General features: G+C 62.0%; 26 protein-coding genes. 8 read left to right on the top strand and 18 right to left on the bottom strand.

What is annotated here, in order from left to right:
- The first annotated feature begins 48 nt into the window (after window positions 1-48).
- The gene (locus PCO31010_RS18610; RefSeq protein WP_150665556.1) at window positions 49-1,029 is read left to right on the top strand and encodes a 5'-nucleotidase; all 981 of its coding nucleotides are present in this window, start codon (window positions 49-51) and stop codon (window positions 1,027-1,029) included.
- A complete protein-coding gene (gene queF / locus PCO31010_RS18605; RefSeq protein ID WP_150665555.1) occupies window positions 1,016-1,843 on the top strand; it encodes an NADPH-dependent 7-cyano-7-deazaguanine reductase QueF in 828 nt (275 codons plus the stop codon). Before PCO31010_RS18610 ends, queF begins: the two co-directional genes overlap by 14 nt.
- 15 nt (window positions 1,844-1,858) lie before the next feature.
- Here queF and PCO31010_RS18600 read toward each other — a convergent pair whose 3' ends face one another.
- The 5 genes from PCO31010_RS18600 to PCO31010_RS18580 all read right to left on the bottom strand — a co-directional run bounded on the left by PCO31010_RS18600 (window position 1,859) and on the right by PCO31010_RS18580 (window position 5,870).
- Entirely contained in the window at window positions 1,859-2,389 is a 531-nt protein-coding gene (locus PCO31010_RS18600) for a hypothetical protein (protein ID WP_150665554.1), read from the bottom strand.
- Window positions 2,376-2,852, bottom strand: a complete 477-nt coding sequence (locus tag PCO31010_RS18595) for a hypothetical protein (RefSeq protein ID WP_150665553.1) — start codon at window positions 2,850-2,852, stop codon at window positions 2,376-2,378. The genes PCO31010_RS18600 and PCO31010_RS18595 overlap by 14 nt, the downstream gene beginning before the upstream one ends.
- Window positions 2,853-3,041: 189 nt before the next feature.
- The gene (locus PCO31010_RS18590; RefSeq protein WP_150665610.1) at window positions 3,042-3,428 is read right to left on the bottom strand and encodes a RidA family protein; all 387 of its coding nucleotides are present in this window, start codon (window positions 3,426-3,428) and stop codon (window positions 3,042-3,044) included.
- A gap of 58 nt (window positions 3,429-3,486) precedes the next feature.
- Window positions 3,487-4,986, bottom strand: a complete 1,500-nt coding sequence (locus PCO31010_RS18585; RefSeq protein ID WP_150665552.1) for an N-acyl-D-amino-acid deacylase family protein — start codon at window positions 4,984-4,986, stop codon at window positions 3,487-3,489.
- 2 nt (window positions 4,987-4,988) lie between these two features.
- Window positions 4,989-5,870, bottom strand: coding sequence for a MurR/RpiR family transcriptional regulator (locus PCO31010_RS18580; protein WP_150665551.1), 882 nt, complete (start codon window positions 5,868-5,870; stop codon window positions 4,989-4,991).
- Between the two features lie 141 nt (window positions 5,871-6,011).
- Here PCO31010_RS18580 and PCO31010_RS18575 point away from each other — a divergent pair, with 141 nt between their 5' ends.
- Window positions 6,012-7,283, top strand: coding sequence for an amino acid deaminase (locus PCO31010_RS18575; RefSeq protein ID WP_150665550.1), 1,272 nt, complete (start codon window positions 6,012-6,014; stop codon window positions 7,281-7,283).
- Between the two features lie 96 nt (window positions 7,284-7,379).
- On the opposite strand, the gene PCO31010_RS18570 is transcribed toward PCO31010_RS18575, so the two are convergent.
- The 4 genes from PCO31010_RS18570 to PCO31010_RS18555 all read right to left on the bottom strand — a co-directional run bounded on the left by PCO31010_RS18570 (window position 7,380) and on the right by PCO31010_RS18555 (window position 11,694).
- Window positions 7,380-7,922 (bottom strand): MarR family winged helix-turn-helix transcriptional regulator, encoded by a 543-nt coding sequence (locus PCO31010_RS18570; protein ID WP_150665549.1) that lies wholly within the window; start codon window positions 7,920-7,922, stop codon window positions 7,380-7,382.
- A gap of 4 nt (window positions 7,923-7,926) precedes the next feature.
- A complete protein-coding gene (locus tag PCO31010_RS18565) occupies window positions 7,927-9,528 on the bottom strand; it encodes an MDR family MFS transporter (protein WP_150665548.1) in 1,602 nt (533 codons plus the stop codon).
- Between the two features lie 312 nt (window positions 9,529-9,840).
- Window positions 9,841-10,704, bottom strand: coding sequence for a class I SAM-dependent methyltransferase (locus PCO31010_RS18560; protein ID WP_150665547.1), 864 nt, complete (start codon window positions 10,702-10,704; stop codon window positions 9,841-9,843).
- A gap of 96 nt (window positions 10,705-10,800) precedes the next feature.
- On the bottom strand, window positions 10,801-11,694 hold the full coding sequence (locus tag PCO31010_RS18555; protein WP_150665546.1) for an NAD(P)/FAD-dependent oxidoreductase: 894 nt from the start codon (window positions 11,692-11,694) through the stop codon (window positions 10,801-10,803).
- Window positions 11,695-11,840: 146 nt separating this feature from the next.
- Between PCO31010_RS18555 and PCO31010_RS18550 the strand changes: the two genes are divergently transcribed.
- Window positions 11,841-12,473 carry a TetR/AcrR family transcriptional regulator gene (locus PCO31010_RS18550; protein WP_150665545.1) on the top strand — a complete coding sequence of 211 codons (633 nt, stop codon included), beginning with the start codon at window positions 11,841-11,843 and terminating at the stop codon, window positions 12,471-12,473.
- Between the two features lie 784 nt (window positions 12,474-13,257).
- Here the strand turns inward: PCO31010_RS18550 and PCO31010_RS18545 are convergent.
- The gene (locus PCO31010_RS18545; RefSeq protein ID WP_150665544.1) at window positions 13,258-13,974 is read right to left on the bottom strand and encodes a pirin family protein; all 717 of its coding nucleotides are present in this window, start codon (window positions 13,972-13,974) and stop codon (window positions 13,258-13,260) included.
- A 69-nt stretch (window positions 13,975-14,043) separates the two neighbouring features.
- Entirely contained in the window at window positions 14,044-14,808 is a 765-nt protein-coding gene (locus PCO31010_RS18540; protein WP_150665543.1) for an SDR family NAD(P)-dependent oxidoreductase, read from the bottom strand.
- 160 nt (window positions 14,809-14,968) lie between these two features.
- Here PCO31010_RS18540 and PCO31010_RS18535 point away from each other — a divergent pair, with 160 nt between their 5' ends.
- From PCO31010_RS18535 to PCO31010_RS18520, 4 genes are all read left to right on the top strand, one after another.
- On the top strand, window positions 14,969-15,886 hold the full coding sequence (locus PCO31010_RS18535; protein ID WP_150665542.1) for a LysR family transcriptional regulator: 918 nt from the start codon (window positions 14,969-14,971) through the stop codon (window positions 15,884-15,886).
- Between the two features lie 154 nt (window positions 15,887-16,040).
- The gene (locus tag PCO31010_RS18530; RefSeq protein ID WP_150665541.1) at window positions 16,041-17,009 is read left to right on the top strand and encodes an alpha/beta hydrolase; all 969 of its coding nucleotides are present in this window, start codon (window positions 16,041-16,043) and stop codon (window positions 17,007-17,009) included.
- A gap of 77 nt (window positions 17,010-17,086) precedes the next feature.
- Window positions 17,087-17,470 (top strand): nuclear transport factor 2 family protein, encoded by a 384-nt coding sequence (locus PCO31010_RS18525; RefSeq protein WP_150665540.1) that lies wholly within the window; start codon window positions 17,087-17,089, stop codon window positions 17,468-17,470.
- A gap of 143 nt (window positions 17,471-17,613) precedes the next feature.
- Complete coding sequence (locus PCO31010_RS18520; protein WP_150665539.1) at window positions 17,614-18,027, top strand: putative quinol monooxygenase; 414 nt, start codon at window positions 17,614-17,616, stop codon at window positions 18,025-18,027.
- Window positions 18,028-18,045: 18 nt separating this feature from the next.
- Here PCO31010_RS18520 and PCO31010_RS18515 read toward each other — a convergent pair whose 3' ends face one another.
- The 7 genes from PCO31010_RS18515 to PCO31010_RS18485 all read right to left on the bottom strand — a co-directional run bounded on the left by PCO31010_RS18515 (window position 18,046) and on the right by PCO31010_RS18485 (window position 23,828).
- The gene (locus PCO31010_RS18515; protein WP_150665538.1) at window positions 18,046-18,561 is read right to left on the bottom strand and encodes a flavin reductase family protein; all 516 of its coding nucleotides are present in this window, start codon (window positions 18,559-18,561) and stop codon (window positions 18,046-18,048) included.
- A gap of 124 nt (window positions 18,562-18,685) precedes the next feature.
- On the bottom strand, window positions 18,686-19,714 hold the full coding sequence (locus PCO31010_RS18510; RefSeq protein ID WP_174984918.1) for a methionine synthase: 1,029 nt from the start codon (window positions 19,712-19,714) through the stop codon (window positions 18,686-18,688).
- Between the two features lie 26 nt (window positions 19,715-19,740).
- Window positions 19,741-20,724, bottom strand: coding sequence for a DUF1852 domain-containing protein (locus PCO31010_RS18505; protein WP_150665537.1), 984 nt, complete (start codon window positions 20,722-20,724; stop codon window positions 19,741-19,743).
- 33 nt (window positions 20,725-20,757) lie between these two features.
- Entirely contained in the window at window positions 20,758-21,429 is a 672-nt protein-coding gene (locus PCO31010_RS18500) for an epoxyqueuosine reductase QueH (protein WP_150665608.1), read from the bottom strand.
- A 135-nt stretch (window positions 21,430-21,564) separates the two neighbouring features.
- Window positions 21,565-22,455, bottom strand: a complete 891-nt coding sequence (locus PCO31010_RS18495) for a LysR family transcriptional regulator (protein WP_150665536.1) — start codon at window positions 22,453-22,455, stop codon at window positions 21,565-21,567.
- 87 nt (window positions 22,456-22,542) lie between these two features.
- On the bottom strand, window positions 22,543-23,289 hold the full coding sequence (locus PCO31010_RS18490) for an anti-sigma factor (RefSeq protein ID WP_150665535.1): 747 nt from the start codon (window positions 23,287-23,289) through the stop codon (window positions 22,543-22,545).
- On the bottom strand, window positions 23,286-23,828 hold the full coding sequence (locus PCO31010_RS18485) for a sigma-70 family RNA polymerase sigma factor (RefSeq protein WP_246184672.1): 543 nt from the start codon (window positions 23,826-23,828) through the stop codon (window positions 23,286-23,288). Before PCO31010_RS18485 ends, PCO31010_RS18490 begins: the two co-directional genes overlap by 4 nt.
- Window positions 23,829-24,073 lie beyond the last annotated feature (245 nt).

The raw sequence follows: 24,073 nt of genomic DNA, 5'->3' as shown, positions 1-24,073 counted from the left end.
TCATTCACGCACTCAGCCACTGACACACGACAGGAAATCGCCGCCGCCATGCCCATCACGCTCGAGAACAAACTCGTTGTCGCGATCTCGTCGCGCGCGCTGTTCGACTTCGAAGAGGAGAACCGCGTGTTCGACGCGGGCGTGGCGAGCGGCGACGATCAGTCGTACATGCAGTATCAGCTCGACCGTCTCGACACGCCCGCCCCGGCGGGCGTCGCTTTCCCGCTCGTACAGAAGCTACTCGCGTTCAATCAGGGCGGTGATACCAGCAGTGCGAATGGAACCAATCGCGCCAGCGGTGCCGGTGACACGAAAGACAAACATCGCGTGGAAGTCGTGGTGCTCTCGCGCAACGATCCCGTGAGCGGCATGCGCGTGTTCCGCTCGGCGCGACAACTCGATCTCAAGATCGAGCGCGGCGTGTTCACGCGCGGGCGCGACCCGTTCGGCTATCTCAACGCGCTGGGGGCACATCTGTTCCTGTCGGCGAACGAGCGCGATGTGCGCGGCGCGCTTGCCGCCGGTTTCCCGGCCGCACGCGTGTATCCGGACTCTGCGAAAAAAGCCGAATTGCATCCCGACGAAATCCGCATCGCTTTCGACGGCGACGCGGTGCTCTTCTCCGACGAGGCGGAGCAGGTCTTCCAGCGCAACGGCCTCGACGCCTTCCAACAGCACGAAATCGAGCGCGCCGCCACGCCGTTGCCCCCCGGCCCGTTCAAACCGCTGCTGCTCGCGCTGCACCGTTTGCAAGCCCTCGCAGGCCATGAAGTGCCGGTCAAAATCCGCACCGCGCTCGTCACAGCGCGCTCGGCCCCGGCCCACGAGCGTGCCATTCGCACGCTGATGGACTGGAAAATCGACATCGACGAGGCGATGTTCCTGGGCGGGCTGGACAAAGGCGCATTCCTGCGCGAGTTCGAGCCCGATTTCTTCTTCGACGATCAGACTCGCCACTGCGAATCGGCGGCCCGCGTCTCCCCGACCGGTCACGTCATCAGTGGCATCGCCAATCATGACCACGCCTGAACAATCCTCGCTCGGCAAGGAAGTTGCCTACACCGAGCAGTACGACCCGTCCCAACTCTTCCCGATCGCCCGTGCGCCCGCGCGCGCCGAAATCGGCGTACCCGACGCCCTGCCGTTCTTCGGCGCGGACATCTGGAACGGCTACGAACTTTCGTGGCTCAACGAGAAGGGCAAGCCGCAAATCGCGCTGCTGACCGCGATGGTGCCCGCCGATTCGCCGTTCATCATCGAGTCGAAGTCGTTCAAGCTGTATCTTGGCTCGTTCGCGCAGACGAAGCTGGCGAATGTCGACGCCGCGCGCGCCCTGATCCAGCAAGACCTGTCGGAAGCCGCAGGCGCTCCGGTCCAGGTGCGACTCGTAGAGCCGAGCGGCTTTGCCAAGCTCGAACTCGACGAACTCGACGGCTTGCTCGTCGACCGGCTCGACATCGATACCGACATCTACGTGCCGGATGCGTCGCTACTCACCGCCGCGTTCGACGAAGCGCCCGTGGACGAAACGCTCGTGTCCAACCTGCTCAAATCGAACTGCCCGGTCACCGGCCAGCCCGACTGGGGCAGCTTGCAGATCCGCTACGTCGGCCCGCCGATCAATCAGGAAGGCTTGCTCAAGTACGTGATTTCGTACCGGCGTCACACCGGCTTTCACGAGCAATGCGTGGAAGGGATCTTCATGGACATCATGCGTCAGTGCAAGCCGACTCAGTTGGCGGTCTACGCCCGCTACACGCGACGCGGCGGACTCGACATCAATCCGTTCCGTACCAACTTCACGTTGCCGATGCCGGACAACGCACGTACGGCGCGTCAGTAAGCGAAACCGGGGCTGTCATCCCAGATAGCCCAGCTTCGCCATCAGTTTCAACGCGGCGTTCCTGACGTTGGCGTATTTCGGCTCGCCGTCGCAACGCACCAGCGTCTGCCTCATCGCCTGGCACGCGCCGTCGAACTGGCGCAGCTCGATCAGACACTCCCCCACGCGATACATCGGCCCGGGGGCGTCCTCGTCCAGGAGCGCCGCCGCCATGAACAGCGGCAGCGCCGCCTCGGGCTCGCCCTGACGTTGCATCGATAGCGCGAGCGCCACCGCGTAGTCCGCTTCAAGCGGACACGCTGACAGCAGCGGCGCAAAACACTCGATGGCCTGAGCAAAGTCGCCTCGCTCAAACGCCCCGTAGCCACAGCGATAGACGGCGTCGCACTGCGCAGCATCCCATGCGCCGGGGCGCGGCAGATCCATCGCCTCGCGTTGCGCTTCGGCGTCGCGCACCGCCGCCAGCGCTGCGTCGATCTTTCCGGCCATGAACGTCGACGAGGGCGCATGGCCCGCACATTCCAACGGATCGTCAGACATAGTCACGTGACCCGACCTCCCTCGGCGACTCGAATTGCACGCGCGTGCTCAACGACGTCATCTCACGCCCGGCCTCGCGCCGCTTCTTCAGGCACAGACAGACCTGCCCCAGCCCGAAAGTCACGGCGAGCGTCGACAACCCTGCCATCCCTCCGCCGACGCCCACGCCGATCCAACGATCCTGCGGCGTGACCTCCGAGTCGTCGTCCGAGGCGGAGGCTTCGAGGCAGTAATACGCGCCGGTCGCCAGCCCCAGCAGGCCAAGTACCGTAATCGCCACGCCGGTCAGTCCGCCCGACAGCCCACCGCGCCCCAACCGGCTCATGGTCTGGGAGCGTAAGCGGACGTCATCCGGCGTCACGGGGAAATCGATAGTGATGCGGGCGTCTTCGGCGGACTCGATGGCAGCGCGGTGCGTATGCGTAGCCGGTGCGCTCGGCCCTGTCTCGCCGATGGGTCCTGATCTCACGATGACCTCCTTTCAGGTTAGGAGGCTGAAGATTGCGCGCTTATGCGACAACGAACCATCGAAGGCAAACCGCAGACTTTGCGAAACGGTAACGTCCGTCTCGGTCAACCGGAAGGCGCAACGTCCAAATGAAAAAGCCGACGATGATCGTCGGCTTTCTTCAGATGCTCTCAGTCAGGCAGCGGCGACTTACGCAACCGGCTTCTTGTACGCCACGCAATCCACTTCCACCTTGCAGTCGATGACCATGCTCGACACCACGCAAGCGCGGGCGGGCGGATGATCCCCGAAGTACTCCTTGAACACCTTGTTGAACGACGCGAAGTCACGCGGGTCGTCTAGCCACACGCCGATGCGCATGACATGTTCGGTGCCGTAACCGGCCTCGGTCAGAATCGCGATCATGTTCTGGATCGCCTGATGCGACTGGGCGACGATGCCCCCGTCGATCACTTCGCCGTCTTTCATCGGGGTCTGTCCCGAGACGAACAGGAAGCCGTCGGCTTCGGTCGCGCGTGCAAAGGGCATGCGCTGGCCGCCAGTGCCCTGCCCGCCTTCCACGCCATATCGTTTGATGCTCATCATCGCTCCTTTCAACGAATCGTTTTCAACAACACCGGCTCAGAACAACAGTTCAAAGCACCGGCTGCGGCGTGCCGCGACGCACAAAGCGTCCGGCACGCGCGTTCTGCGTCGGTGCGCGGTCCTGCCACGAGAGCACACCGTTGACCCACACCGCCGAAATGCCATACGCGGGTTGCATCGGATCGGTAAACGTCGCGGCATCGGCCACGGTCGCCGGATCGAACAACACCAGGTCGGCCCAATACCCTTCACGCACAAGTCCACGCTCGCTCAGACCGAAACGCTCGGCGGAAAGCCCCGTCATCTTGTGGACGGCTTCCGCCAGCGGGAAAAGTGACTGCTCGCGGCTGTAACGTCCCAGCACGCGCGGGAACGCACCCCAAAGGCGCGGGTGCGGCAACGGATCGTTAGGCAGCCCGTCCGAGCCGACCACCGTCGCCGGGTGACTCAGAATGCGGCGCACGTCGTCTTCTTCCATGCAGTGATACACGGCGCCTGCCGGTTGCAGACGCTTCGCCGCTTCCATCAGATCGACGCCCCAGTCGGCAGCAATCGTCGCGAGCAGCTTGCCGCCCTGATCGGGATGCGACTGGGACCACGTAACGAGAATGTCGAAGTCGTCGGTGACTTGCTTGAGATCGAGCGTCGACGAACTCGCCGTGTATGGATAGCAGTCGCAGCCGACCGGCTGAAAGCGCTGTGCCTTGTCGAGTGCTTCGAGAATTTCGGTGCTGCGTCCCCAGTTGTCGACGCCCGCACACTTCAGATGCGAGACGACCACCGGCACGCGCGCATGACGTCCGATGCGGAAGGCTTCGTCGAGCGCTTCGAGAATCTCGGCGAATTCGGTGCGCAAGTGCGTCGCATAAAGACCGCCCGCCTCAGCCAGCGGTTCGGCCAGCGCGAGCACTTCCTCGGTCGGTGCGGCATTCGCGTTCGCGTAGGCCAGTCCCGTCGACAAGCCCAGCGCGCCGTTGTCCAGCGCTTCGCGCAGTTGCGCGCGCATGCCTTCGATTTCGGCTTCCGTCGCCGGGCGGTCGAGACGATCCATATGGTTGTTGCGCAGCGCAGTGTGGCCGATCAGCGCCGCCACATTGATCGACGGTTGCGCCTTTTCCAGCGCTTCGACATAGGCCGCGAAGGTCGGGTACTGGAATGCACTCGCCTCGCCCAGCAAGTTCATCGGATCGGGCGGATCGCCTTTGAGCGTGACCGGCGACGCGCTGATGCCGCAGTTGCCGACGACGACCGTCGTCACACCTTGCGACAGCTTCGGCGTCATTTCCGGCGCGCGCACGACGTTGGTGTCATCGTGCGTATGGACGTCGATGAAGCCGGGGCTCAGCACGTTGCCGTTGCCTGCGACGACTTGCTTCGCCTGCCAGCCCGAGCGCTCCCCCGCTGGCGTAATCGCGTGAATGCGGCCGCCGCGCAACGCCACGTCGAAACGGTCGTCCGTCATGGGTGCGCCGGAGCCGTCCGCCAGACGAACGTCGGTGATCAGCGTATCGACCGTGCGATCGGCAAGATTTTCGGTGCGGTCAGTCATGGTCAGTCTCCCAGAGGCTGGCGATCGCCGCCGCCCCGATGTGTGTCGAGCACATATTTGATTCGTCGCAACAGCGCCTGACTCTGCGGCTTGGCGAGCAGCGCCAGTTCCGTAGCCAGCACGTCCATGGCAAGCAGCATCGCGTAACGCGACGACGACGGTTTGAAAATGAAATCGGTTTCCAGCGCGCGGATCGGCAACACCTCGTCGGCGAGCGCTGCCAGCGGCGACCCCGTCGCGGTGACGGCAACGACCTGCGCCCCGTATTCGCGCGCAATTTCGCAGGCGGATAACAGCTCCGGCGTGTGACCGCTCACCGAGAAGGCGAGTACGACGTCGTCGCGTCCGAGCGTACCCGCGACCATCCGAGCCAGCACGGCGTCCTGATAGCTGGCGACCGGGCGGCCCAGACGCACAAGACGGTAGCGCGCCTCGTCGGCCAGCAGCGACGACCCGCCACCCATCCCGAACGCGTACACCATGCGCGCCGAGAGCAGTCGCGTGGCGGCACGTCGCACGGTATCGGGCTTGATGAGTCCGCGATGCACCTGCAACGTCGTCTGAATATCGTCGGCAATCCGGTCGATGGTCTCGCCGCCACCGTCTTGCCCGCTGGCCGCACTCGCGCCGAGAAAGCGCTGGCCGACGACCGCCGCCTGCGCCAGTCGCAGCTTGAGGTCGCGCACGTCGCGGCAACCCATCGCCTTGGCGAAGCGGGTCACGCTCGCCTCGCTCACGCCAGCGCGCTCGGCAAGCACGTTGATCGACGCTGCGGCAGCGCCCGCCACGTCTTCCAGCACGACCTGCGCGACTTTGCGTTCTGCCTGACTCAGGGCGTCGCTGCGTTCGGCGACGCGGGTCACGATATCGAAGGTTTCGGCCATATATCCGGTCTGTGCGGCGTCTCAACGGTCGGACGCCCAATATTTGTTACTTTATAACAAAACTGTCAAACGCTGGTAATTAAACGCTATTATAGGAGCCATCCAGCAGCTTTCAGCGCACAGACATGAGGAGATATGGGAATGAGTGATACAAACTATCAGCACGGTATGATCGATACCCTCAACAAGGGTCTGGGTGCGCTGGACGCGCCGCTCGCGCCCTCCAACACGATCGGTCTTGGCTGGAATCTGCTGAACGAAGACCTGAGCCTGCCGACGGCGGTGCTCTACGAGGACAAGATTCGTCACAACCTCGCGTGGATGCAGCGCTTCGTGCACGAATATGGCGTGAAGCTCGCCCCGCACGGCAAGACGACGATGGCCCCGAAGCTGTTCCGTCGCCAGTTGGATGGTGGCGCATGGGGCATCACGCTCGCCACGGCACAGCAGACGTACGCGGCCTACCATCACGGCGTGCGACGCGTACTCATGGCGAACCAGCTCGTCGGCAAACGCAACATGACGATGATTGCCGACCTGCTGAAGGATCCCGACTTCGAATTCTTCTGTCTGGTGGACTCGGCTGCTGCGGTGGCGCATCTGGGCGAGTTCTTCCGCACGCGTGGTCAGACGATTCAGGTATTGATCGAACTCGGCGTGACGGGTGGTCGCACGGGCGTGCGCGACGCTGCGCAGCAGCAAGCCGTGCTCGACGCACTCACGCAGTATCACGACGCCGTCAAACTGGCAGGCGTGGAAGTGTACGAAGGCGTGCTGAGCACGGAAGCCGACATCCGCGCCTTCCTGCAACGCGCCGTGAGCATCACGCGCGAACTGGTCGCAGCCGGTCGCGTCGAGCGTAACCCGGCAGTGCTCTCAGGTGCGGGTTCGGCATGGTACGACGTGGTCGCGGACGAATTCGCACACAAGGACGTGGGCGCACCGCTGGACGTAGTCCTGCGTCCCGGTTGCTATCTCACGCACGACGTAGGCATTTACAAGGCGGCGCAGGCACAGATCGCGACGCGCAACCCCATCGCGAAGCAGATGCGCTCGCAACTGCAACCGGCGCTGCAACTGTGGGCGTACGTGCAATCGATTCCCGAACCCGAGCGCGCCATCATTGCGCTGGGAAAGCGCGACGCCGCGTTCGACGCAGGCATGCCGGAACCGGCACAGCAGTTCCGTCCGGGCGAAAGCAAGTCGCCGAAGGCGACGCCCGAGCATTGGGAAGTCACCGGCATGATGGACCAGCACGCTTACCTTCGCATCGCCCCGGGCGACGACATCCGCGTGGGCGACATGATTGCGTTCGACATCTCGCACCCGTGCCTGACGTTCGACAAGTGGCGTCACCTGCCGGTCGTCGACGGCGATTACAACGTCGTGGAGATCGTGCAGACGTTCTTCTGATCGTCGTCACACCGTTTGTCCTGAACACAGCAAGGAAAAAGCCGCTTCGAATTCGAAGCGGCTTTTTTGTGGTCGACATCCGCCGGGGCGAGCGACCTATGACGCGTTTTTGGAAGCACGCTTTCTTGCAGGCGTGGTGTCCGTGGCGTTCGCAGCGCTCCCTGCGTTCGCCGCGTTCGATCCGGCAGGTGCAGCAGCACCCGATTTCGCTCTGGACGCCACCGACTTGAACTGCGCCTCCAGATGCACGAGCGCGCTCTCCAGCGTGGCGATCTCATCCGGCGTCATGCCTTCGAGCGTGTCGTCGAAGAAAGCCTGACGGCGCGGCGTCGCCTCGTCGTGCACGGCCATGCCCGCTTCCGTCAGCGTGACGTTCGTCAGACGATTGTCGTCGGGGTCGGTCGCGCGCGACAGCCAGCCGAGCGCTTCCATTGATTGAAGTTGACGCGTGAGCGACGCCGGGTCGAGTCGGCAATGCTCCGCAAGAAACTTCTGCGAGCAGGTGCCGCGTTCGGCCAGCGAGAGAATGATGCGCCAGCGCGGCAGCGGATGTCCGACCTGCGCGTCGAAGGCGAGCATCATCGCGCGGTAGGTCAGACTCAGTTGCTGAATGACGTTACGTTTCAAAGCGGTCGGCATCGCGTCACTCCCCGGCTGGCGGCTGCGGTTGCGTCTTCGCGCCGCGCGTCAGACGAATGAGCGGCACGCGTCGCACAAACCACAACCCGGCAAGCGCCGCCGCGAGCGACACCATCTGGCCATTGTGAATGGCGGCGACGAGCGACGTGCGCGCCGATTCGATAAACAGCGCGCCGTTCTGGCCCATGTGCGCGAGCGTCATCAGGAAGTCGCTTTGCGCGGTAGCGTTCACGAGGATCTGCGGATCGGAGAGCTGCGACGTGAAACGCGTGCCTTCGTTAGCCGCCAGCGCATCGGTGACGCGTGCCGTATAGCTGTGATTCACCAGCGTGCCGACGATGGCCGTGCCGAGCATCCCACCGATCATGCGCAGCGACTGCATCAGTGCGGTGGCGATGCCGAGGTGCGCACGCCCGGCGACCTCCTGTGCGAAGACCGTCAGGTTCGGCATCACGAAACCGAGGCCGAGACCCGCAAGGAACATGTAGGCGGCGATCAGCAGATGCGAGGTACCGCGATGCGTAGTGATGATGCCTGCACAGGCCAGCGCAAGCAGCAGGAAGCCGCCGTACAACATTACGTTCGGATTCCGCAGACGGGTAATCAGACGCCCGTTCACGATGCTTCCCACGGTGATACACACGACCAGCGGCGTGATGAGCAAACCGGTTTCGCGCGGCGAGAGTCCGAAGCCGCCTTGCAGCAGCAACGGCGCATAGAACAGCAGCCCGAACATCGAAAAGCCCGCAAAGACGGACAGCACGAAAAGCGGCGCGAGCGATTTGTCACGGAACATCTCGAACGGCAGGATCGGATGCGAGGTGCGCTGCTCCCACCGATAGAGCGCGAGCGACGAGACGACCAGCACGACAGCCAGCGTCACCACGCCGCGCGAGAGACCGTCGGCAGGCAGCCATTCGACGAGCATCTGCAAGCTACCGAGCGCTGCGGTGATGAGCACCGCGCCGAGCCAGTCGATACTGGCTTTGCTGTGTTCTTCGGCACGCATTTGCGGCAGGTGGCGTCCGATGAACCAGATGCCGAGCAAACCGACGGGTAGATTGACGTAGAAGACCGAACGCCAGCCGTAGGCTTCGGTGAGAAAGCCACCGAGCGAAGGGCCAATGGCGTTCGCAATGCCGAAAGCGGAGCTGAGCATGACCTGCCAGCGTAGACGCACGTGAGGATCGGGGAACAGTTCGGGGACACACGCGAACGCGGTCCCGACGAGCATACCTCCGCCGATGCCCTGCAGGGCGCGGGCCAAGACGAGGAACGGCATGCTGTTCGCCGCACCGCAGAGGACCGACGCGGCTGTAAAGACGATGATCGCCGCCATGACGAAGCGCTTGCGGCCGTAGAAATCGCCGAGGCGTCCGAAGATGGGGACGGTGATGACGGAGGTGAGGAGATACGACGTTGCGACCCACGCGTAGTACTCGAACCCCTTGAGTTCCGCGACGATGGTCGGCAGTGCGGTCCCGACCACTGTCTGGTCGAGCGCCACCATCATCGTGCAGAAACAAAGGCCGAGCATCGCCACGAGCGACTGTCGGAAGGGCAACACCTGCCCCGCCGAGTGCGGGGTGCTAGGACTGGGAGCCATTTTTTGGATGGATCAATGTTTGATCAGTCAACGATTCTAGCACGTTTGCTGCGTAGGGGATTTGGACGAGCTGCTAATAGCAATAAAAACGGTAAAGGCGTAGCGGGGTCGGGGGTGACCCGTAGGCCACACTGCCGGGCACGGGTCATATAGCGGCAAAGTGTTACGACCGCTTTCGGCCATCAAGAGCCACTGCTCTTTTCGCCCTCAATGGCCAATCAGCGCCGCGTTCCGGCCGTTCGGCGCTCAAAGTAGACCCCTCCCCGAGACACGAGGAGTTGCTGGTTCTGACACATTGGTCGACTTAACCTCTCAGCTTGCCGGATTGCGTGCCATGACGATCCACGCGGCGCCGTTGATCATCACCGACCGCTCGCCGGGAAGGCTCGCAAAGGCGGCACTAACTGCGGCCGAGGCGCGCGCGCGGATGTCGTCGGGCTGATCAGCGAGCGCACGCGACAGTGGGCCGACCTCGAGCGTCATCCTCACTGCGTCGTCGATCGCAGCGTCCCGCGTTTCGCCCTCGCCGAATGGGACGACCGCGTCGAAGGGCGAGATAGCGATATCGGTAAAGCCGGCCGCCGTCAGGATGCCTGCCACGCGTTCCCGGTCGCCGAACGAAAACGGGCCGGGCGCTTCGGGATTGGGCAGCGCGGTCGGCGGGAGGATGCCCTTGAGCGCGCCAACCGGCAGGCGCATCCAATCGTTCTCGGTCGCGCCGCGCCAGCAGACGAAAGCGACCCGACCGACCGGCCGGAGCGCGCGTCGCATATGGGCGAACGCCGCTGTCGGATCGTCGAAGAACATCACCCCGAAACGCGAGAACAGGATGTCGAACGCGCCCTCGGGCAGCTCTGCGCTGCTGGCGTCGGCCACCTGAAACAGGGCCGGCGTATCCGGTCGCGCAAGCGCGCGCGCCTGGCCGATCAGCGGTTCGGATATGTCCACGCCCAGCACTTGCCCCCTCGCGCCGACGCGGGCGGCCAGAGCCAGACTCGACGCGCCCGCGCCGCAGCCGATGTCCAGCACGCGCTCACCCGTCGCGGGCGCGACGGCTTCGATCGCGGCCTGGCCGAACACCGACACCAGAGCGTCGAGCCGGGCCTGGTTGGCAACCCAGCGCTCCCCGCTTTGACCGTTCCAGTCACCCACCTGATCAGCACTTTGCTTTGCCATGTCATCTCCTTGACTCGACGGTCTGCCTTTCACCGCGCCGATCTACGCCGACCTTTTCGAAGGCGACGACGCAGCGGGAGAAAGGAACCTGTGCTCTCAAACCACCATCGATTGCTGGGCGAAGATGCCCGCCATCGCACCCTGCGAGGATGCCTGGGTGACCGACGGCAAGAAGGGCGTGGCAAGGTCGCCGGCGGCGTAGATGCCGGGCATGCTGGTTTGGCGTCGGTCGTCGACGTTGAGGACCACGCCGGTGGGCGTATCGAGCGTGGCGAGGCCCAGTGATTCATGCAGGCTTGCGGACGGCTTGTTACGCGGATTGGCGAACAGGATGTCAACGGCGACATTGCTGCCGGTATCGAGATTGACGGTGGTGATATGGCCCTTCTCGTGGGCGATCTCGACGATTCGGCCATCGACGAGAGGTATGTTGCGGCGTGCCAGATCGGCCTGGATATCGGGCGCGATGTCATGTCCATCGGCGAAGACAGTCAACGTGTCAGTCCAATCGCGGAACAGCTTGGCAGACTGATACGACTGCGGACTGGACCAGACAAGGCCCCAATGCTGGCCAGCGACTTCAAAGCCGTCGCAATACGGGCACGGCACGATGGACGTGCCCCAGCTTTCGGCAAAGCCCGGCACATCAGGCATCTGGTCGGCGACACCATAGCTCAGGATCACGCGGCGCGCCCTCAGGCTTTCGTGATCGTCAGTGACAACGCAGAAATCGTCGATGGCGCCAGACACGCTCTCGGCCCGGGCATTGACGAGGCTGATCGTTGGATAACGCGCCAGCTGCTGCCGCGCCTCGGCCAGGATGTCCAGCGGCGGCTTGTGGTCGTGGCCGAGCAGGCCATGCGAGTGGCCGGCAAAGCGGTTGCGCGGCCGGCCCGTATCGAGAACGGTGACCTTGCGGCGGGCACGGCCGAGTTGCAGGGCGGCGGCGAGGCCGGCAAAGCTGCCGCCAATGATGATGACGTCGTTCATGGTGATGGGCTCCGGGTTGTGAATGAGGAGTGGGCCGGGGACACCGGATCTGGACAACCGGTTGAAACCTGCCCTTGGCTTGCACATTGCGATACTGGATGGTATCGTATTAATCAATTTGAATACTGTCAAGTACTGGAATTATCGTGACCGAAAACAGCCAGGGCCGGCGCGGCCGGCCCGCCAACGAGGCGCTTCGCCAAACGATCGTCGACGCGGCCTGCGAACTCTTTGTGGAATTGGGTTTTCAAGCGACGACGATGGACAAGGTCGCCCAGCGGGCGAAGATTTCCAAGCTGAGCATCTATCGGCACTTCGAGAACAAGGAGGCGCTGTTCAGCGCGGCCATGGTGGCCCATTGCCACCAATTTGCACCGCAGGCCCTTTCTGAAGGCGTCGACGGTTCGGCCGAAGATCAACTCATGGCGGTCGGGGCCTCCCTGCTCCGTACGCTGTTGAGCCAGGGCGCTCGAAGTGTCGAAGCCATGGTGTTGGCCGACAAGACGAATCAACCGTCGTTAAGCAAGCTCCATTACGAAGCTGGGCCTGCCTATGTCATCTCCCAAATCGAGGCTGTGTTGCGTCAGTTGCACGCGAAAGGGATGCTGAACGTGCCCGACGCGCACCTGTCCGCCCGCTTGTTTGCCGCGCTTTTCAAAGGATCGGATCTGCTGCTGATCGCACGCTTCGATGAGGCGAGAGCAGAGGACGACAACGAAATCGAATCCTATTGCCGGTCGGCCGTCGCCCTGTTCATCGCTGCGCACGGTGGAGCCTAAAGGCGCGCTCTCGCGGCCGCTGAAGAACACGCAGCAATTGCATACGCTGTTCGCCCCGAGCAACCTATGGATGATGCGTGGACGGCTGATGGGCTAGTCTCATTGCATGAGCGCAAAAGCCGCCCGCGCAGGCAGGCAGAGGCCGCTTTCACACGATAGCGGTCGCTACTGCGGCCTGAGTGGAACGACAGAGAAGGGTCGAAAATCGCCGTTCGTTATCATCTGTGTAACCGACTTTATTCCTCAGCACTACGCAGATCGCTCGCCGGGGCGTGACCGTAACCGTTTGAACGGGGAATAGCGATCCCATTGTTTTCAAGTAGTTACTACGCGTCGTGGTAACCGTTTTTATTACTAATATCAGCTGCTAATAGCAATAAAAACGGTAAAGGCGTAGCGGGGTCGGGGGTGACCCGTAGGCCACACTGCCGGGCACGGGTCATGTAGCGGTCAAAGCGTTACGACCGCTTTCGGCCAAGAAGGGACGCTCCACGTCGACACCGAGATCTCGGATGATTCGCGCTTGGATGACTCTCATCCGCGAGTTGCTCTAAAACAGTAGAAGCAAATGTCCATGGCTTTTCCCAATCGAGAAACGCAATCGCAGCCTTGATGAGTTCCGATTTGGTCGTATGCCTGGGAACAAGAGCAAACTCACCTGGCAGAAGCCACCGCTAAAGCTCCGATAAATTTGGGCGATCCGGACGAGACTTCAAATGGCGTCGAATGTCCGAGACCCGGCAATACGCCCTGATGGCGCATCGCTGGGTCGCGTCGATTTGTCTCACCGACGCTCGTCAAGTAACTGAACCACCACAACGTCGGTATCGTCGAGCGCGGTGACCGACACTTCGGACTCGCCGGTCACCAGTGCGCCGTCGCGTGGCTCCAGCCGTATCCCGCCAATGTCGAGTCGGCCGTGGTCGCTCACGAAATAGGCGGCTTGCGCTACCTCCAACGCCACGTGTGCCGTGGTGCCTTCGCGCAACGTCGCAATCCTGACGCGGGCATCGGCGTCGATCGGCAACGCCCCGGCGCGTACATCAGCAGGGTCTCCGCTCGCGAGGGTGACGAAGCGGCCGTCGCGTCGCGCCGGCGAGCAGCTTCCGGTGGTCCACGACGGCGCGCCGCCAGGCGCACGCGGTTGCAGCCAGATCTGGAACAGCCGAGCCGGCACGTCTTCGTCATTGCGCTCGGCGTGATGAATGCCCGTGCCGGCATGCATGGCCTGCACGCTTTCGGCCACGAGGCGCGCGCGATTACCGGTGTCGTCCTCGTGCGTGATGGCGCCCGCGCGGACCCACGTCACGATTTCGATGTCGCGATGCGGGTGCAACCCGAAGCCCGAGTGCGGCGCAAACTCGTCGTCATTCCAGACGACCAGTGGCCCCATCGGCCGATGCGCGAGTTGCCCGATATTGCCGACGCGAAAGTGCAAGCGCGCTTTCAGCCAATCGGTAGACAAGGCGCCCAATGACGTAAAGGGGCGATGTTCAATCATGATTGCGGACTCCCAAGACAGCCGGCTGCGCCACGCCAGATGGGCAGCCGGCTTCGATGCCTGCTCGGCTTAGATTTGCTGTTGACCGCCGTCGACGAACAGTTCCGCGCCGTTCACGAAGCTGGCGTCGTCGGACGCGAGGAACAGCGCTGCGCTGGCGATTTCCGTCGCTTCGCCGAGACGCGCCAGCGGGATCTGTGCGGCAAGGTAGTCGGCCAACCCCTGACGTTGCGCTGCGTCGTCGCCTGCGAGGTCGAGCAGACCGGGAGTGCGGGTCGCGCCCGGGCTGATCGTGTTCACGCGGATGCGGCGCGACTTCAGGTCAAGAATCCAGCTGCGGGCAAACGCGCGCACCGCTGCCTTCGAGGCCGAGTACACACTGAACGCCGCAGTACCCGAGCTGCCAGCCGTCGATCCTGTCAGGATCACCGATGCACCGTCTGCCAGCAACGGCAGCGCCTTCTGAACAGTGAACAGCACGGCCTTTACATTACGGTCGAACGTCTCATCGAAGTGCGCCTCGGTGATGTCGCCGAGTGCGAGCATTGAGCCGCCGCCAGCGTTGGCAAACAACACGTCGAGACGGCCGTGGGCTTCGCCGATTTGCTTGTACAGCGAATCGAGTTCTTCCAGTTTCGTCGAGTCGACGCGAAGACCGGTGGCCTTGCCGCCAACTTCACGGATCGACGCGACGGCCGCGTCGAGTTCCGCCTGACGGCGGCCGGTCAGATAGACGTGGGCGCCTTCGGCGGCGAAGCGTTGCGCGGTGGCCAGGCCAATGCCACTGGTGGCGCCGGTGACGAGTGCGATCTTGTTGTCGAGTTTGCGGTTCATGGTGTCACTCCTGTATGCGGTTGAGTCGTTCGGTTTGCGCCGGAATTCGGCGTTCGCTGCGGGTTGTGTGCTGCGATGTGTGGAGAATATCGACGTGCCGATGTTTTCGAAATAGAATGCATCGCAAATCAACGTTGCAAATTTGAAATGATGGGTGACCATGTCGAAGCTGCCTGATTTCGAAGGACTCGCGATGTTTGCCAAGGTCGCGGAGGAGGGCTCGTTCGCGGCGGCCGCGCGCGAGATGGGGGTATCGGTCGCGACCGTGTCGCGTGGCGTGGCGCGTCTGGAGGATCGACTGGGCGCGAGACTGCTCAATCGCACGTCGCGCCAGCTCGCGCTGACCGAGTTCGGCCGGACGCTGTGCGAGAAGGCCGGCGAGATCTATCGTCAGGCCGAGGCCGCCGAAGGTGCGGCGCGCGAGTTGTCGGTGCAGCCGCGTGGGCTCGTACGGCTTGCCGTGCCGATGTCGTTTGGCCTGCGCTGGGTCGCACCGCTGATGCCGGCGTTCTTCCGCCGCTATCCCGACGTGCAGGTCGATCTGCATCTGGCGGACTCTACCGTCGATCTGGTGGCTGACGGGTTCGACGCGGCGCTGCGGATAGCCGCCCTGCCCGATTCGTCGCTGGTCGCACGTCGCCTGTGTGCAGTCACGCAATACGTGGTGGCGTCGCCCGCCTATCTGGCGCGCGAGGGACGGCCGGCGCATCCGGACGACCTGGTGGACCGCCCGTGCATGTCCTACGCGTATCGCGCGCGCAGCGACGTGTGGCGTTTCACCAATGAGGCTGGCGACGAAGCACCGGTGATGCCGACCGGCCCGCTGCGTGTGACGAATTCGGATGCTCTGCTGCCGATGCTGCTGGAGGGGCTGGCGATCGCCGAGCTGCCGGAATTCATCGCGGGGGAGTATCTGATCGATGGTCGGCTGGAAGCGATCCTCACCGACTGGTCGCTGACGAAGGGCGGCCTGTACTTCGTCACGCCATCAGCCCGTGCGAGGCCGGCGAAGGTGAGCGCACTGTCGGACTTCTTCGCTGAACACCTGAGCGAGCCGACCTGGCGCTGGCCGAAATGACCGCCGCACGCCCTGCCGGCAGCATCATTTCAAATATGCAACGATAAGTTACAAACACTTCTATTTCGCAAAATTCGACGGGTCCGTATTCTCCATTCCATCGACTGCACGACTTCTCCGGGCAGCCTGACAACCAACGAATGGAGCTACGAAAATGACCACGCAAAACTCGCAAGTTGCTACCCCGAACGCCGCCACCGTCGCGCTGCTGGACATCCTGAACCAAGCCGAAGGCCCGGGCCTTGAAACGCTTTCGCCGGCGGCGGCCCGTGAAGTGCTGGCTGGTGCGCAACGCGGCATTGCCGTCGACGTGTCGGGCATCGATGTCACGCAGCGCACGATCACCCAAGGCGGCATCACGGTGCCGCTGACCATCGTGAAGCCGCAAGTGGCCGTTGGCGTGCTGCCGGTGTTCATGTTCTTCCACGGTGGCGGCTGGATTCTCGGCGACTACCCGACGCATGAGCGTCTGGTGCGCGATCTCGTCGTGCAATCGGGCGCCGCGGCCGTGTTCGTCAACTACACACCGTCGCCGGAAGCGCGTTATCCGGTCGCCATCAACGAAGCATATGCGGCCACGCAATGGGTCGCGGCAAATGGCGCAGAAATCGGTGTCGATGGCAGCCGGCTGGCGGTGGTGGGCAACAGCGTCGGCGGGAACATGGCGGCGGCGATCAGCCTGCTGGCGAAGCATCGCCAGGGTCCGGCGATCCGCTTCCAGGGGCTGATGTGGCCGGTCACGGATCACACGTTCGACAACGGTTCGTACAACGCCTATCCGGACGGCTACTTCCTGAGCCGCGCCATGATGAAGTGGTTCTGGGATGCCTACACGACCGATGAGGCGCAACGCAATGAGGCCTATGCCTCGCCGCTGCGGGCGCCGGCCGATGCGCTCAAGGGCTTGCCGGCCGCGCTGATCCAGACCGCGGAGTTTGACGTGCTGCGCGACGAAGGCGAGGCGTACGGTCATCGTCTCGATCTGGCGGGCAACGAGGTGACGGTTACGCGCTACAACGGGACGATCCACGACTTCGGGCTGCTGAACGCACTCGCCGGTGATGCACCGACGCGCGCTGCGATGAAGCAGTTGGCCAACGAGTTGAAGACGCGTCTTCAATAACTGCACGACGACACTGCGTGAACGGCGCATCGAGTGCGCCGTTCTCTGCCACGCCATATCACCGGATGAAACCCATCATGAAAAACGCTACCCAACTGCTTGCCGCTTACCTCGACGCCATCAGCGACCCCAAGGCTGCTGCCGCACTGTTTGCCGACGACGGCGTGCTGGAACTGCCGTATCTGAAATCCGCTCGTGCGCAGGGGCCTGAGCAGATCGAACGCTTCATCGGGGGCTTGCTCGCGAAGGTGCCCGACTTCAAGTTTCACAACGTGCAGTATTTGATCGAGACGCCGGAGCAAGTGTTTGCCGAGTATGAAGTCGAGGCGCTAGTGCCGTCGACGGGGAAGATTTATCGCCAGATGTATGCGGGCCGGCTTGTGGCGCGCGACGGGAAGATCGCACTGCTGCGCGAAGCGCTCGATACCGCCGCTGCTGCGGCGGCGTTCTCTGCCAATTGAATGTAGCTTCGACGCAGTGTCGTTGAACGGCCCCGTTCCCGACGATGCATCAAGGACCACCGCTTGCCGGAGCGATATAAGGCACCTGGCAAGCGGTGCGTGAAATTCCAGCGGTTTCGCAAATTTCGATATCAAACCAACTCATGAATACGAACGCCAACACCAGCGATTACAGCGCACAGTTTCCCGATCACGGGCAATCTCCGGCAGACCATGACAAGAATCTGGCTACGGCCATCGTTGTCACGGCCTACTACCGGGTTGATCCCGCCGATCGCCAAACATTTGTCGATGCCGTCATTCCCGAAATGACCGCCGCACGGCAGATGCCGGGCTGCATCTATTACGCCTTTGCCGCCGACCTGACGGACGAGAACCTCTTTCACCTGGTCGAAGGTTGGGCAGATCAGGAGGCGTACGAGTATCACGAGAACGCCAGCTCATTCCTCACTGCGTTGGCGACGGTGGTAAAGCACGTCCGGATTCTCGATCGCCAAGGCGTGCGATATGAAATCGCGCGTCAAATCATCGACGACCCCCGAGAAAAAGTCGCTTGAGCGCAATCTCTGCCAAATTCAAATAAGTCCCCCGCTGTGATCGGCGATGTTGCGATATTGCCCTTTGAAATACAGCAATGGCTGATTCGCCGCAGCATCCTGCACGTCTAACGCCTTGACTTCACCGATCACAATCACGTGATCGCCTGCCGCGTGTTCCGCGTAAATTTCGCAATCCAGCCAGTGAAGACTGCCCGGAATGATGGGATTGCCCAGCGGCGAGGTCTGCCAGTCGACGCCATGCCATTTGTCCGTGCCTCGCCGGGCGAACTGGTTGGAAATTTCTGCTTGCTCTCCCGAGAGGATGTTGACGGCGAAGCGTCCCGCCTGACGGATCTTGGGATAGCTGGCCGATGTGGCCATCACGCTGAACGACACCAGCGGCGGATTCGTCGACACGCTATAGAACGACTGACACGTAAAGCCTAGCGGCTCGTCGTCGATGTGCGACGTAATGATTGTGATACCGGAGGCGTAGTGCCCGAGCGCTTCGCGAAAGCGCAATGGCTCGATGGCCGGACTGGGAAGTGACATAGCGGGGGAGAAATACCGGGGGGGCAATTCAACTGGCGCAAGCCAACCCGCTCGCCGTGCCACCCGATCCCTTCAGATGGGTAACAACGTCCCACGGGCCGACTTACGCCGGACGACTCAGACCTCAGTTCGACAGTTCGCGACGCACGATTTCCGCACCGGCACTCAGTGCAGCCAGCTTGCCGCGTGCCACCGCACGGGGCAGCGGTGCCATACCGCAGTTGGTGCACGGAAAAAGCTTGTCGGCATCGACAAACTTCAATGCCTTGCGCAGCGTGCTGGCGACTTCTTCCGGCGTCTCGATGGTTTCGGACGCCACGTCAATGGCCCCGACCATCACCTTCTTGCCGCGAATGAGCTCGATCAGATCGATGGGCACATGCGAGTTGTGGCATTCCAGCGAGATCATATCGATGCTGGATTTTTGCAGCTTCGGGAAAGCTTCTTCATACTGACGCCACTCCGTGCCCAGCGACTTCTTCCAGTCAGTATTGGCCTTGATGCCATAGCCATAGCAAATGTGAACGGCGGTCTCGCACTTGAGCCCTTCAATGGCGCGCTCCAGCGTCGCCACGCCCCATTCGTTGACTTCGTCGAAGAAGACGTTGAATGCCGGTTCATCGAATTGAATGATGTCGACGCCCGCCGCTTCCAGTTCCTTCGCTTCCTCATTGAGAATCTTGGCGAATTCCCAGGCGAGCTTTTCGCGGCTCTTGTAGTGATCGTCGTACAGCGTGTCGATCATCGTCATCGGGCCGGGCAGCGCCCACTTGATCGGCTGCTTGGTCTGCGCGCGCAGGAACTTCGCGTCTTCGACGAAGACCGGCTTTTGGCGGGCGACAGCGCCCACGACCGTCGGCACGCTCGCGTCGTAGCGGTCGCGAATTCGCACGGTCTGACGGCTATTGAAATCGACGCCGCTCAGGTGTTCGATAAACGTCGTCACGAAATGCTGACGCGTTTGCTCGCCGTCGCTGACGATATCGATGCCCGCGTGCTGTTGCTCTTGCAGAGACAGACGCAATGCATCTTGCTTGCCCTGAACCAATTCATCTCCTTCCAGCTTCCAGGGCGACCAGAGTTTCTCGGGTTCTGCGAGCCAGGACGGTTTCGGCAAGCTACCTGCAGTCGAAGTCGGCAACAATTTTTTCACGATGAATGACCTTGCGTTTAAGTGAGTCAATGAGCGTAGTTAGCGGACCACTGATCAAGCGTGGCGCGGTAGGGTTTGACGAAGTGCTCCTCGACAAACTTTCCCTGCTCAATAGCCAGACGGCTACGTTCTTCTCGATCGTAGACAATGCGAGTCAGCGAGTAATCCTGATGCTTCAGGCTCGGCTGATAGGATTCCCCGGCGGCGGAATTCGCGTTGTAAATCTCAGGGCGATAGATCTTCTGGAACGTGTCCATCGTGCTGATGGTGCTGATCAGTTCGAGATCCGTGTAATCGCCCAGCAAATCGCCTGAGAAATAGAAAGCCAAAGGCGCGACGCTGTTGCGAGGCATGAAATAGCGCACTCTCAAGCCCATCTTCGCGAAATACTCGTCGGTCAGCGAATACTCGTCCTGCAAGTATTCGGTACCCAGCACAGGGTGCACATTGGCCGTTCTGCGGTAGGTGCGCGTGCTCGATACGCTCAGGCAAATAACAGGCTGCTTGTTGAAGTTGGCTTTGTAAGCGTCCGAGTTCACGAACGACTTGAACAGCTTGCCGTGCAGGTCGCCGAAATTCTCCGGCGTGCCGAACTTCGGCTGGTCCTTGTTGTGCGCCAGCAGGAGCACGCTGAAGTCGTAATCGCGCACGTACGACGAGAAGTTGTTTCCCGCCATGCCGTCGATAAGCACGTTGTTCTTCTTGTCGAAAATACTGGTTTTCAATATTTCGATCAGCGGAAGCGCGCTTCCATTGTTTTCACCGCCAATGCTCATTTCGACGGAAATGATGTCGAGCTTGACGGTGTAACGGTCGCCCTTCGGATTGTCCCAATGCGCCAGCGCGTTGAAACGGTTGTCGATCATCTGAAGCGTGTTGCGCAGGTTTTCCTGGCGGCTGCTGCCACGGGCCAAATTAGCAAAGTTGGTCGTGATGCGCGTATTGTCCGACGGGCGATAGTCCTCGTCGAAACTAATGCGCTTGATGGCGAAGGTGAAATCTTGACTCATGATGATCTGACGCTCTGATTCTGAAATTGAAACTTACTCGCCCTGTTCTGCGGCTTCGTTACCGTAGAACATCACGCCGAGCTGAATGCGCTCACGACCGCTCTGCATACGATGCTTGTTCGTGTCGCGCAGCGAATAGACACAGCCGCAGTACTCCTGCTGATAAAAGTTCTCGCGCTTGCTGATCTCGATCATGCGAGCGGACCCGCCGCCTTTGCGCCAGTTGTATTCCCAGTAATGCATGTCGGGGTAGTGAGACGCAGCACGTACGCCGCAATCGTTGATCTGCTGCATGTTTTTCCAGCGAGAGATCCCGAGCGAACTCGTGATGACCGGGAAGCCATGCTCGTGGGCGTACAGCGCAGTGCGCTCGAAGCGCATGTCAAAGCACATCGTGCAACGCACGCCGCGCTCCGGCTCGTGCTCCATGCCTTTGGCACGTTCGAACCAGTTATCGCGGTCGTAATCGGCGTCGACGAACGGAATCCCGAACTTCTCGGCAAAACGGATGTTCTCGTTCTTGCGAAGCTCGTATTCCTTGAGCGGATGGATGTTCGGGTTGTAGAAGAAGATCGTGAAGTCGATGCCGGAAGCCTGAATGGCTTCCATGACTTCACCGGAGCACGGCGCGCAGCATGAGTGCAGCAACACCTTCTTGTGCCCGCCGGGTAATGCCAATGGCTTGCGTTCGATTGCGGACACCACGAGAAGCTCCATGAATAACGCCCGCGTACATCGGACTATGAGCTTCGGATTATGGTGTCCGACCCACCATTATGAAAATCGATAAATTCTCATATTTCCATGAATTGTGTTCATTTAGATCACTACAACGAAACCTCAGACTTTCGCGGGCTTCTTCGCCTGCTCGATAAACGCGCGCAGATAATCGGTCTCCATATCGGCCTCGCGAGCGCCCAGATAGATGTGCTTGGCGATGCCGTTCTTGCCCAGCCGGACGGGCACGACGTCCATCTTGTCCGCGTACTCCAGCACCAGCCAGCGAGGTAGCGCCGCCACGCCACGCCCGCTCGCGACCATCTGCATCATGATGTCGGTGGTTTCGATGGGTTTATGGCGCTTCGGTGTAATGCCCGCCGGTGTGAGGAACATGTTGTAGATATCCAGACGGTCGACCGGCACCGGATAAGCCACCAGCACCTCATTAGTCAGTTGCTTGGGCTTGATGTATGCCTCATTGGCGAGCTTGTGGTTGCTGGCAACGACGAGTACCTGTTCGTAGTCGAACACCGGCTCGAAGACAAGTCCTGGCTTGTTCAGCGGATCGGGCGTGACCAGCAGATCGATCTCGTAACCGAACAGCGCGCCGATCCCACCGAACTGGAATTTTTGTTTGACGTCGACATCGACATCCGGCCAGGCGGCCAGATAGGGCGACACGACTTTGAGCAACCACTGGTAGCAAGGGTGGCATTCCATGCCGATGCGCAGCGCGCCCCGCTCACCCTGCGCGAACTGCTGCAAGCGCTCCTCGGCCAGATCCAGTTGCGGCAGCACCCGGTTGGCCACCGCCAGCAAATATTGACCGGCCTGCGTCAGACGCAAACTCCGGCCCTCGCGCAACCAGATGTTGGTGCCCAGTTGCTGCTCGAGCTTCTTCATGCTGTGGCTCAACGCCGACTGCGTCACGTGCAGCACCCCTGCGGCGGCGGTCAGCGACCCCTGCTTTTCCACCTCCTGAACGATGGACAAATGGATACGGTCAAGCATGATGGATGAGCAAAATTCATATTTTGATGGGATGCCGGGATTTTACGTCATCAAACTACGCGCTTGCCACGCGACCTGCCATCGTCATCAAGCCGGATGAAGCGCCCCTGTCGCAATGACCGGGCCGGTGGGCTGCCCGGTCGGAGATCCCCCTGGCGGTTCGAGGGAGACGGCGAGGACGGCAGCGGCGCCGCGCAACGCGGCGGCCGTCGTGGGAGAAAGCGGGATGGTCGCGGTTTGCGCGGGATCGAAAACGCCGAGCGGGACGGGTTTCGCATCGCCCTGCACCAGCCACAGCTCGGTCACTTTGTTCTCGGCAATCGATGGCCGCGTCGCGGGGACGATAAGGAGTTGATCCTGTTGCGACGCGATGGTCGCCGTCCAGTGGGCAACGCCATCCTGTCGCGCGATGGTGGCCACCCGATAATCGAGCGAGACGGATTGCGTCGGCGCGCCACCCGGCAAGGTGAACTTGAGCGCCACGGCGAGCAACACCAGCGCGGCAACGCTCGCGCCAATGCCCAGCCATCGCCACAGTGGCAGATAATTCCAGAGCCCAACCGGCGTTGCATGGGGCGTCGCACGGGTCGTAGCACTCGGTTGGGTCGGCCGGATCGCCTGCTCGACACGCTGCCACACCCAATCCGGTGGCGCTTCCAGCGGCATGTCTTCGGCCAACGGCGTCAGACGATCCTGCCAGAACGCCAGTCGCGCCTGCACCGCCGGATTCGCCAATGCATCCCGCTCCAGTGCGCGACGTTCGTCCGCCTCCATCACGCCGAGCACATACTCGGCGCAACGCAGATCGTCGTCGGAATGCGCGGGCGTGTTCATGGCTCAAGACACCCCTTTAGCTGCATGAGGCTGCGACGTATCCAGCTCTTCACGGTGCCCAGCGGGACAGCAAGACGCTCCGCAAGCTCGCTATATGCCAGCCCGCTGAAAAATGCCTCGCACACGGCATTGCGTTGTTGTGGCGGGAGAAGTTGCAGGCAGTGCTCCAGTCGACGCCGTGCTTCGCTCGCCTCTGCCATCCGCAGCGGTGAGGGGGTGTCGGCGGGAATACTGAGGGCGTGGTCCTCGTCGAGCGACGCTTCGCGAGACTGCCGCAGGCGGTCGATCACGCGGTTGCGAGCCAGCGTAATCAGCCAGGTCATCGCTGTGCCACGGGTGACATCGAATGCCGAAGCGCGTCGCCACACATTGACATAGACGTCCTGCAGCAGATCCTCGGCTTCAGCACGGTCGGACACCATGCGCAGGATCACACCAAAGATCCGTGCCGACGTCTTTCGATAGAGGGCGGCGAACGCCTCGCGATCTTCGTTCGCGACGGCACTCAGCATCGCGCCGAGTTCCTCGCGCGCAGCCATATGTGCGTCGTCCGCAGGCGGGCGTGCAGACGCTGGGCTTGGCCGATCTTCACTTTCCCGGGACTCGTTCATGCGCATCAGACAGTCGCGAAAATCACTACGGTGGGGTTCAGCGGAATATAGCACCTTCGCCTCCGGTCGGGAGATGCCTCGACAATCCAGCCGTTCGCACTGCGCGCAAGGAACGGCGTACCTGTCTACACATACGAGCGACGAGCGCGCGCGGATGCACCGCGTCCGCCATT

It is taken from the genome of Pandoraea commovens (assembly GCF_902459615.1).
GTDB lineage: Bacteria > Pseudomonadota > Gammaproteobacteria > Burkholderiales > Burkholderiaceae > Pandoraea > Pandoraea commovens.
The sequence above is the reverse complement of the archived record's forward strand: the minus strand, read 5'-3'. Positions and strand labels throughout refer to the sequence as shown.

Excerpts from the sequence above, each read along its gene's own strand:
- PCO31010_RS18540 (WP_150665543.1), bottom strand. The coding sequence starts at position 14,808 with ATGAACCGCAAACTCGACAACAAGATCGCACTCGTCACCGGCGCCACC.
- PCO31010_RS18565 (WP_150665548.1), bottom strand. The coding sequence starts at position 9,528 with ATGGCTCCCAGTCCTAGCACCCCGCACTCGGCGGGGCAGGTGTTGCCC.
- PCO31010_RS18535 (WP_150665542.1), top strand. The coding sequence starts at position 14,969 with ATGTCGAAGCTGCCTGATTTCGAAGGACTCGCGATGTTTGCCAAGGTC.
- PCO31010_RS18530 (WP_150665541.1), top strand. The coding sequence starts at position 16,041 with ATGACCACGCAAAACTCGCAAGTTGCTACCCCGAACGCCGCCACCGTC.
- PCO31010_RS18555 (WP_150665546.1), bottom strand. The coding sequence starts at position 11,694 with ATGAACGACGTCATCATCATTGGCGGCAGCTTTGCCGGCCTCGCCGCC.
- PCO31010_RS18580 (WP_150665551.1), bottom strand. The coding sequence starts at position 5,870 with ATGGCCGAAACCTTCGATATCGTGACCCGCGTCGCCGAACGCAGCGAC.
- PCO31010_RS18525 (WP_150665540.1), top strand. The coding sequence starts at position 17,087 with ATGAAAAACGCTACCCAACTGCTTGCCGCTTACCTCGACGCCATCAGC.
- PCO31010_RS18505 (WP_150665537.1), bottom strand. The coding sequence starts at position 20,724 with ATGAGTCAAGATTTCACCTTCGCCATCAAGCGCATTAGTTTCGACGAG.
- PCO31010_RS18545 (WP_150665544.1), bottom strand. The coding sequence starts at position 13,974 with ATGATTGAACATCGCCCCTTTACGTCATTGGGCGCCTTGTCTACCGAT.
- PCO31010_RS18610 (WP_150665556.1), top strand. The coding sequence starts at position 49 with ATGCCCATCACGCTCGAGAACAAACTCGTTGTCGCGATCTCGTCGCGC.
- PCO31010_RS18495 (WP_150665536.1), bottom strand. The coding sequence starts at position 22,455 with ATGCTTGACCGTATCCATTTGTCCATCGTTCAGGAGGTGGAAAAGCAG.
- PCO31010_RS18515 (WP_150665538.1), bottom strand. The coding sequence starts at position 18,561 with ATGTCACTTCCCAGTCCGGCCATCGAGCCATTGCGCTTTCGCGAAGCG.
- PCO31010_RS18520 (WP_150665539.1), top strand. The coding sequence starts at position 17,614 with ATGAATACGAACGCCAACACCAGCGATTACAGCGCACAGTTTCCCGAT.
- queF (WP_150665555.1), top strand. The coding sequence starts at position 1,016 with ATGACCACGCCTGAACAATCCTCGCTCGGCAAGGAAGTTGCCTACACC.
- PCO31010_RS18485 (WP_246184672.1), bottom strand. The coding sequence starts at position 23,828 with ATGGCTGCGCGCGAGGAACTCGGCGCGATGCTGAGTGCCGTCGCGAAC.
- PCO31010_RS18490 (WP_150665535.1), bottom strand. The coding sequence starts at position 23,289 with ATGAACACGCCCGCGCATTCCGACGACGATCTGCGTTGCGCCGAGTAT.
- PCO31010_RS18570 (WP_150665549.1), bottom strand. The coding sequence starts at position 7,922 with ATGCCGACCGCTTTGAAACGTAACGTCATTCAGCAACTGAGTCTGACC.
- PCO31010_RS18560 (WP_150665547.1), bottom strand. The coding sequence starts at position 10,704 with ATGGCAAAGCAAAGTGCTGATCAGGTGGGTGACTGGAACGGTCAAAGC.
- PCO31010_RS18585 (WP_150665552.1), bottom strand. The coding sequence starts at position 4,986 with ATGACTGACCGCACCGAAAATCTTGCCGATCGCACGGTCGATACGCTG.
- PCO31010_RS18575 (WP_150665550.1), top strand. The coding sequence starts at position 6,012 with ATGAGTGATACAAACTATCAGCACGGTATGATCGATACCCTCAACAAG.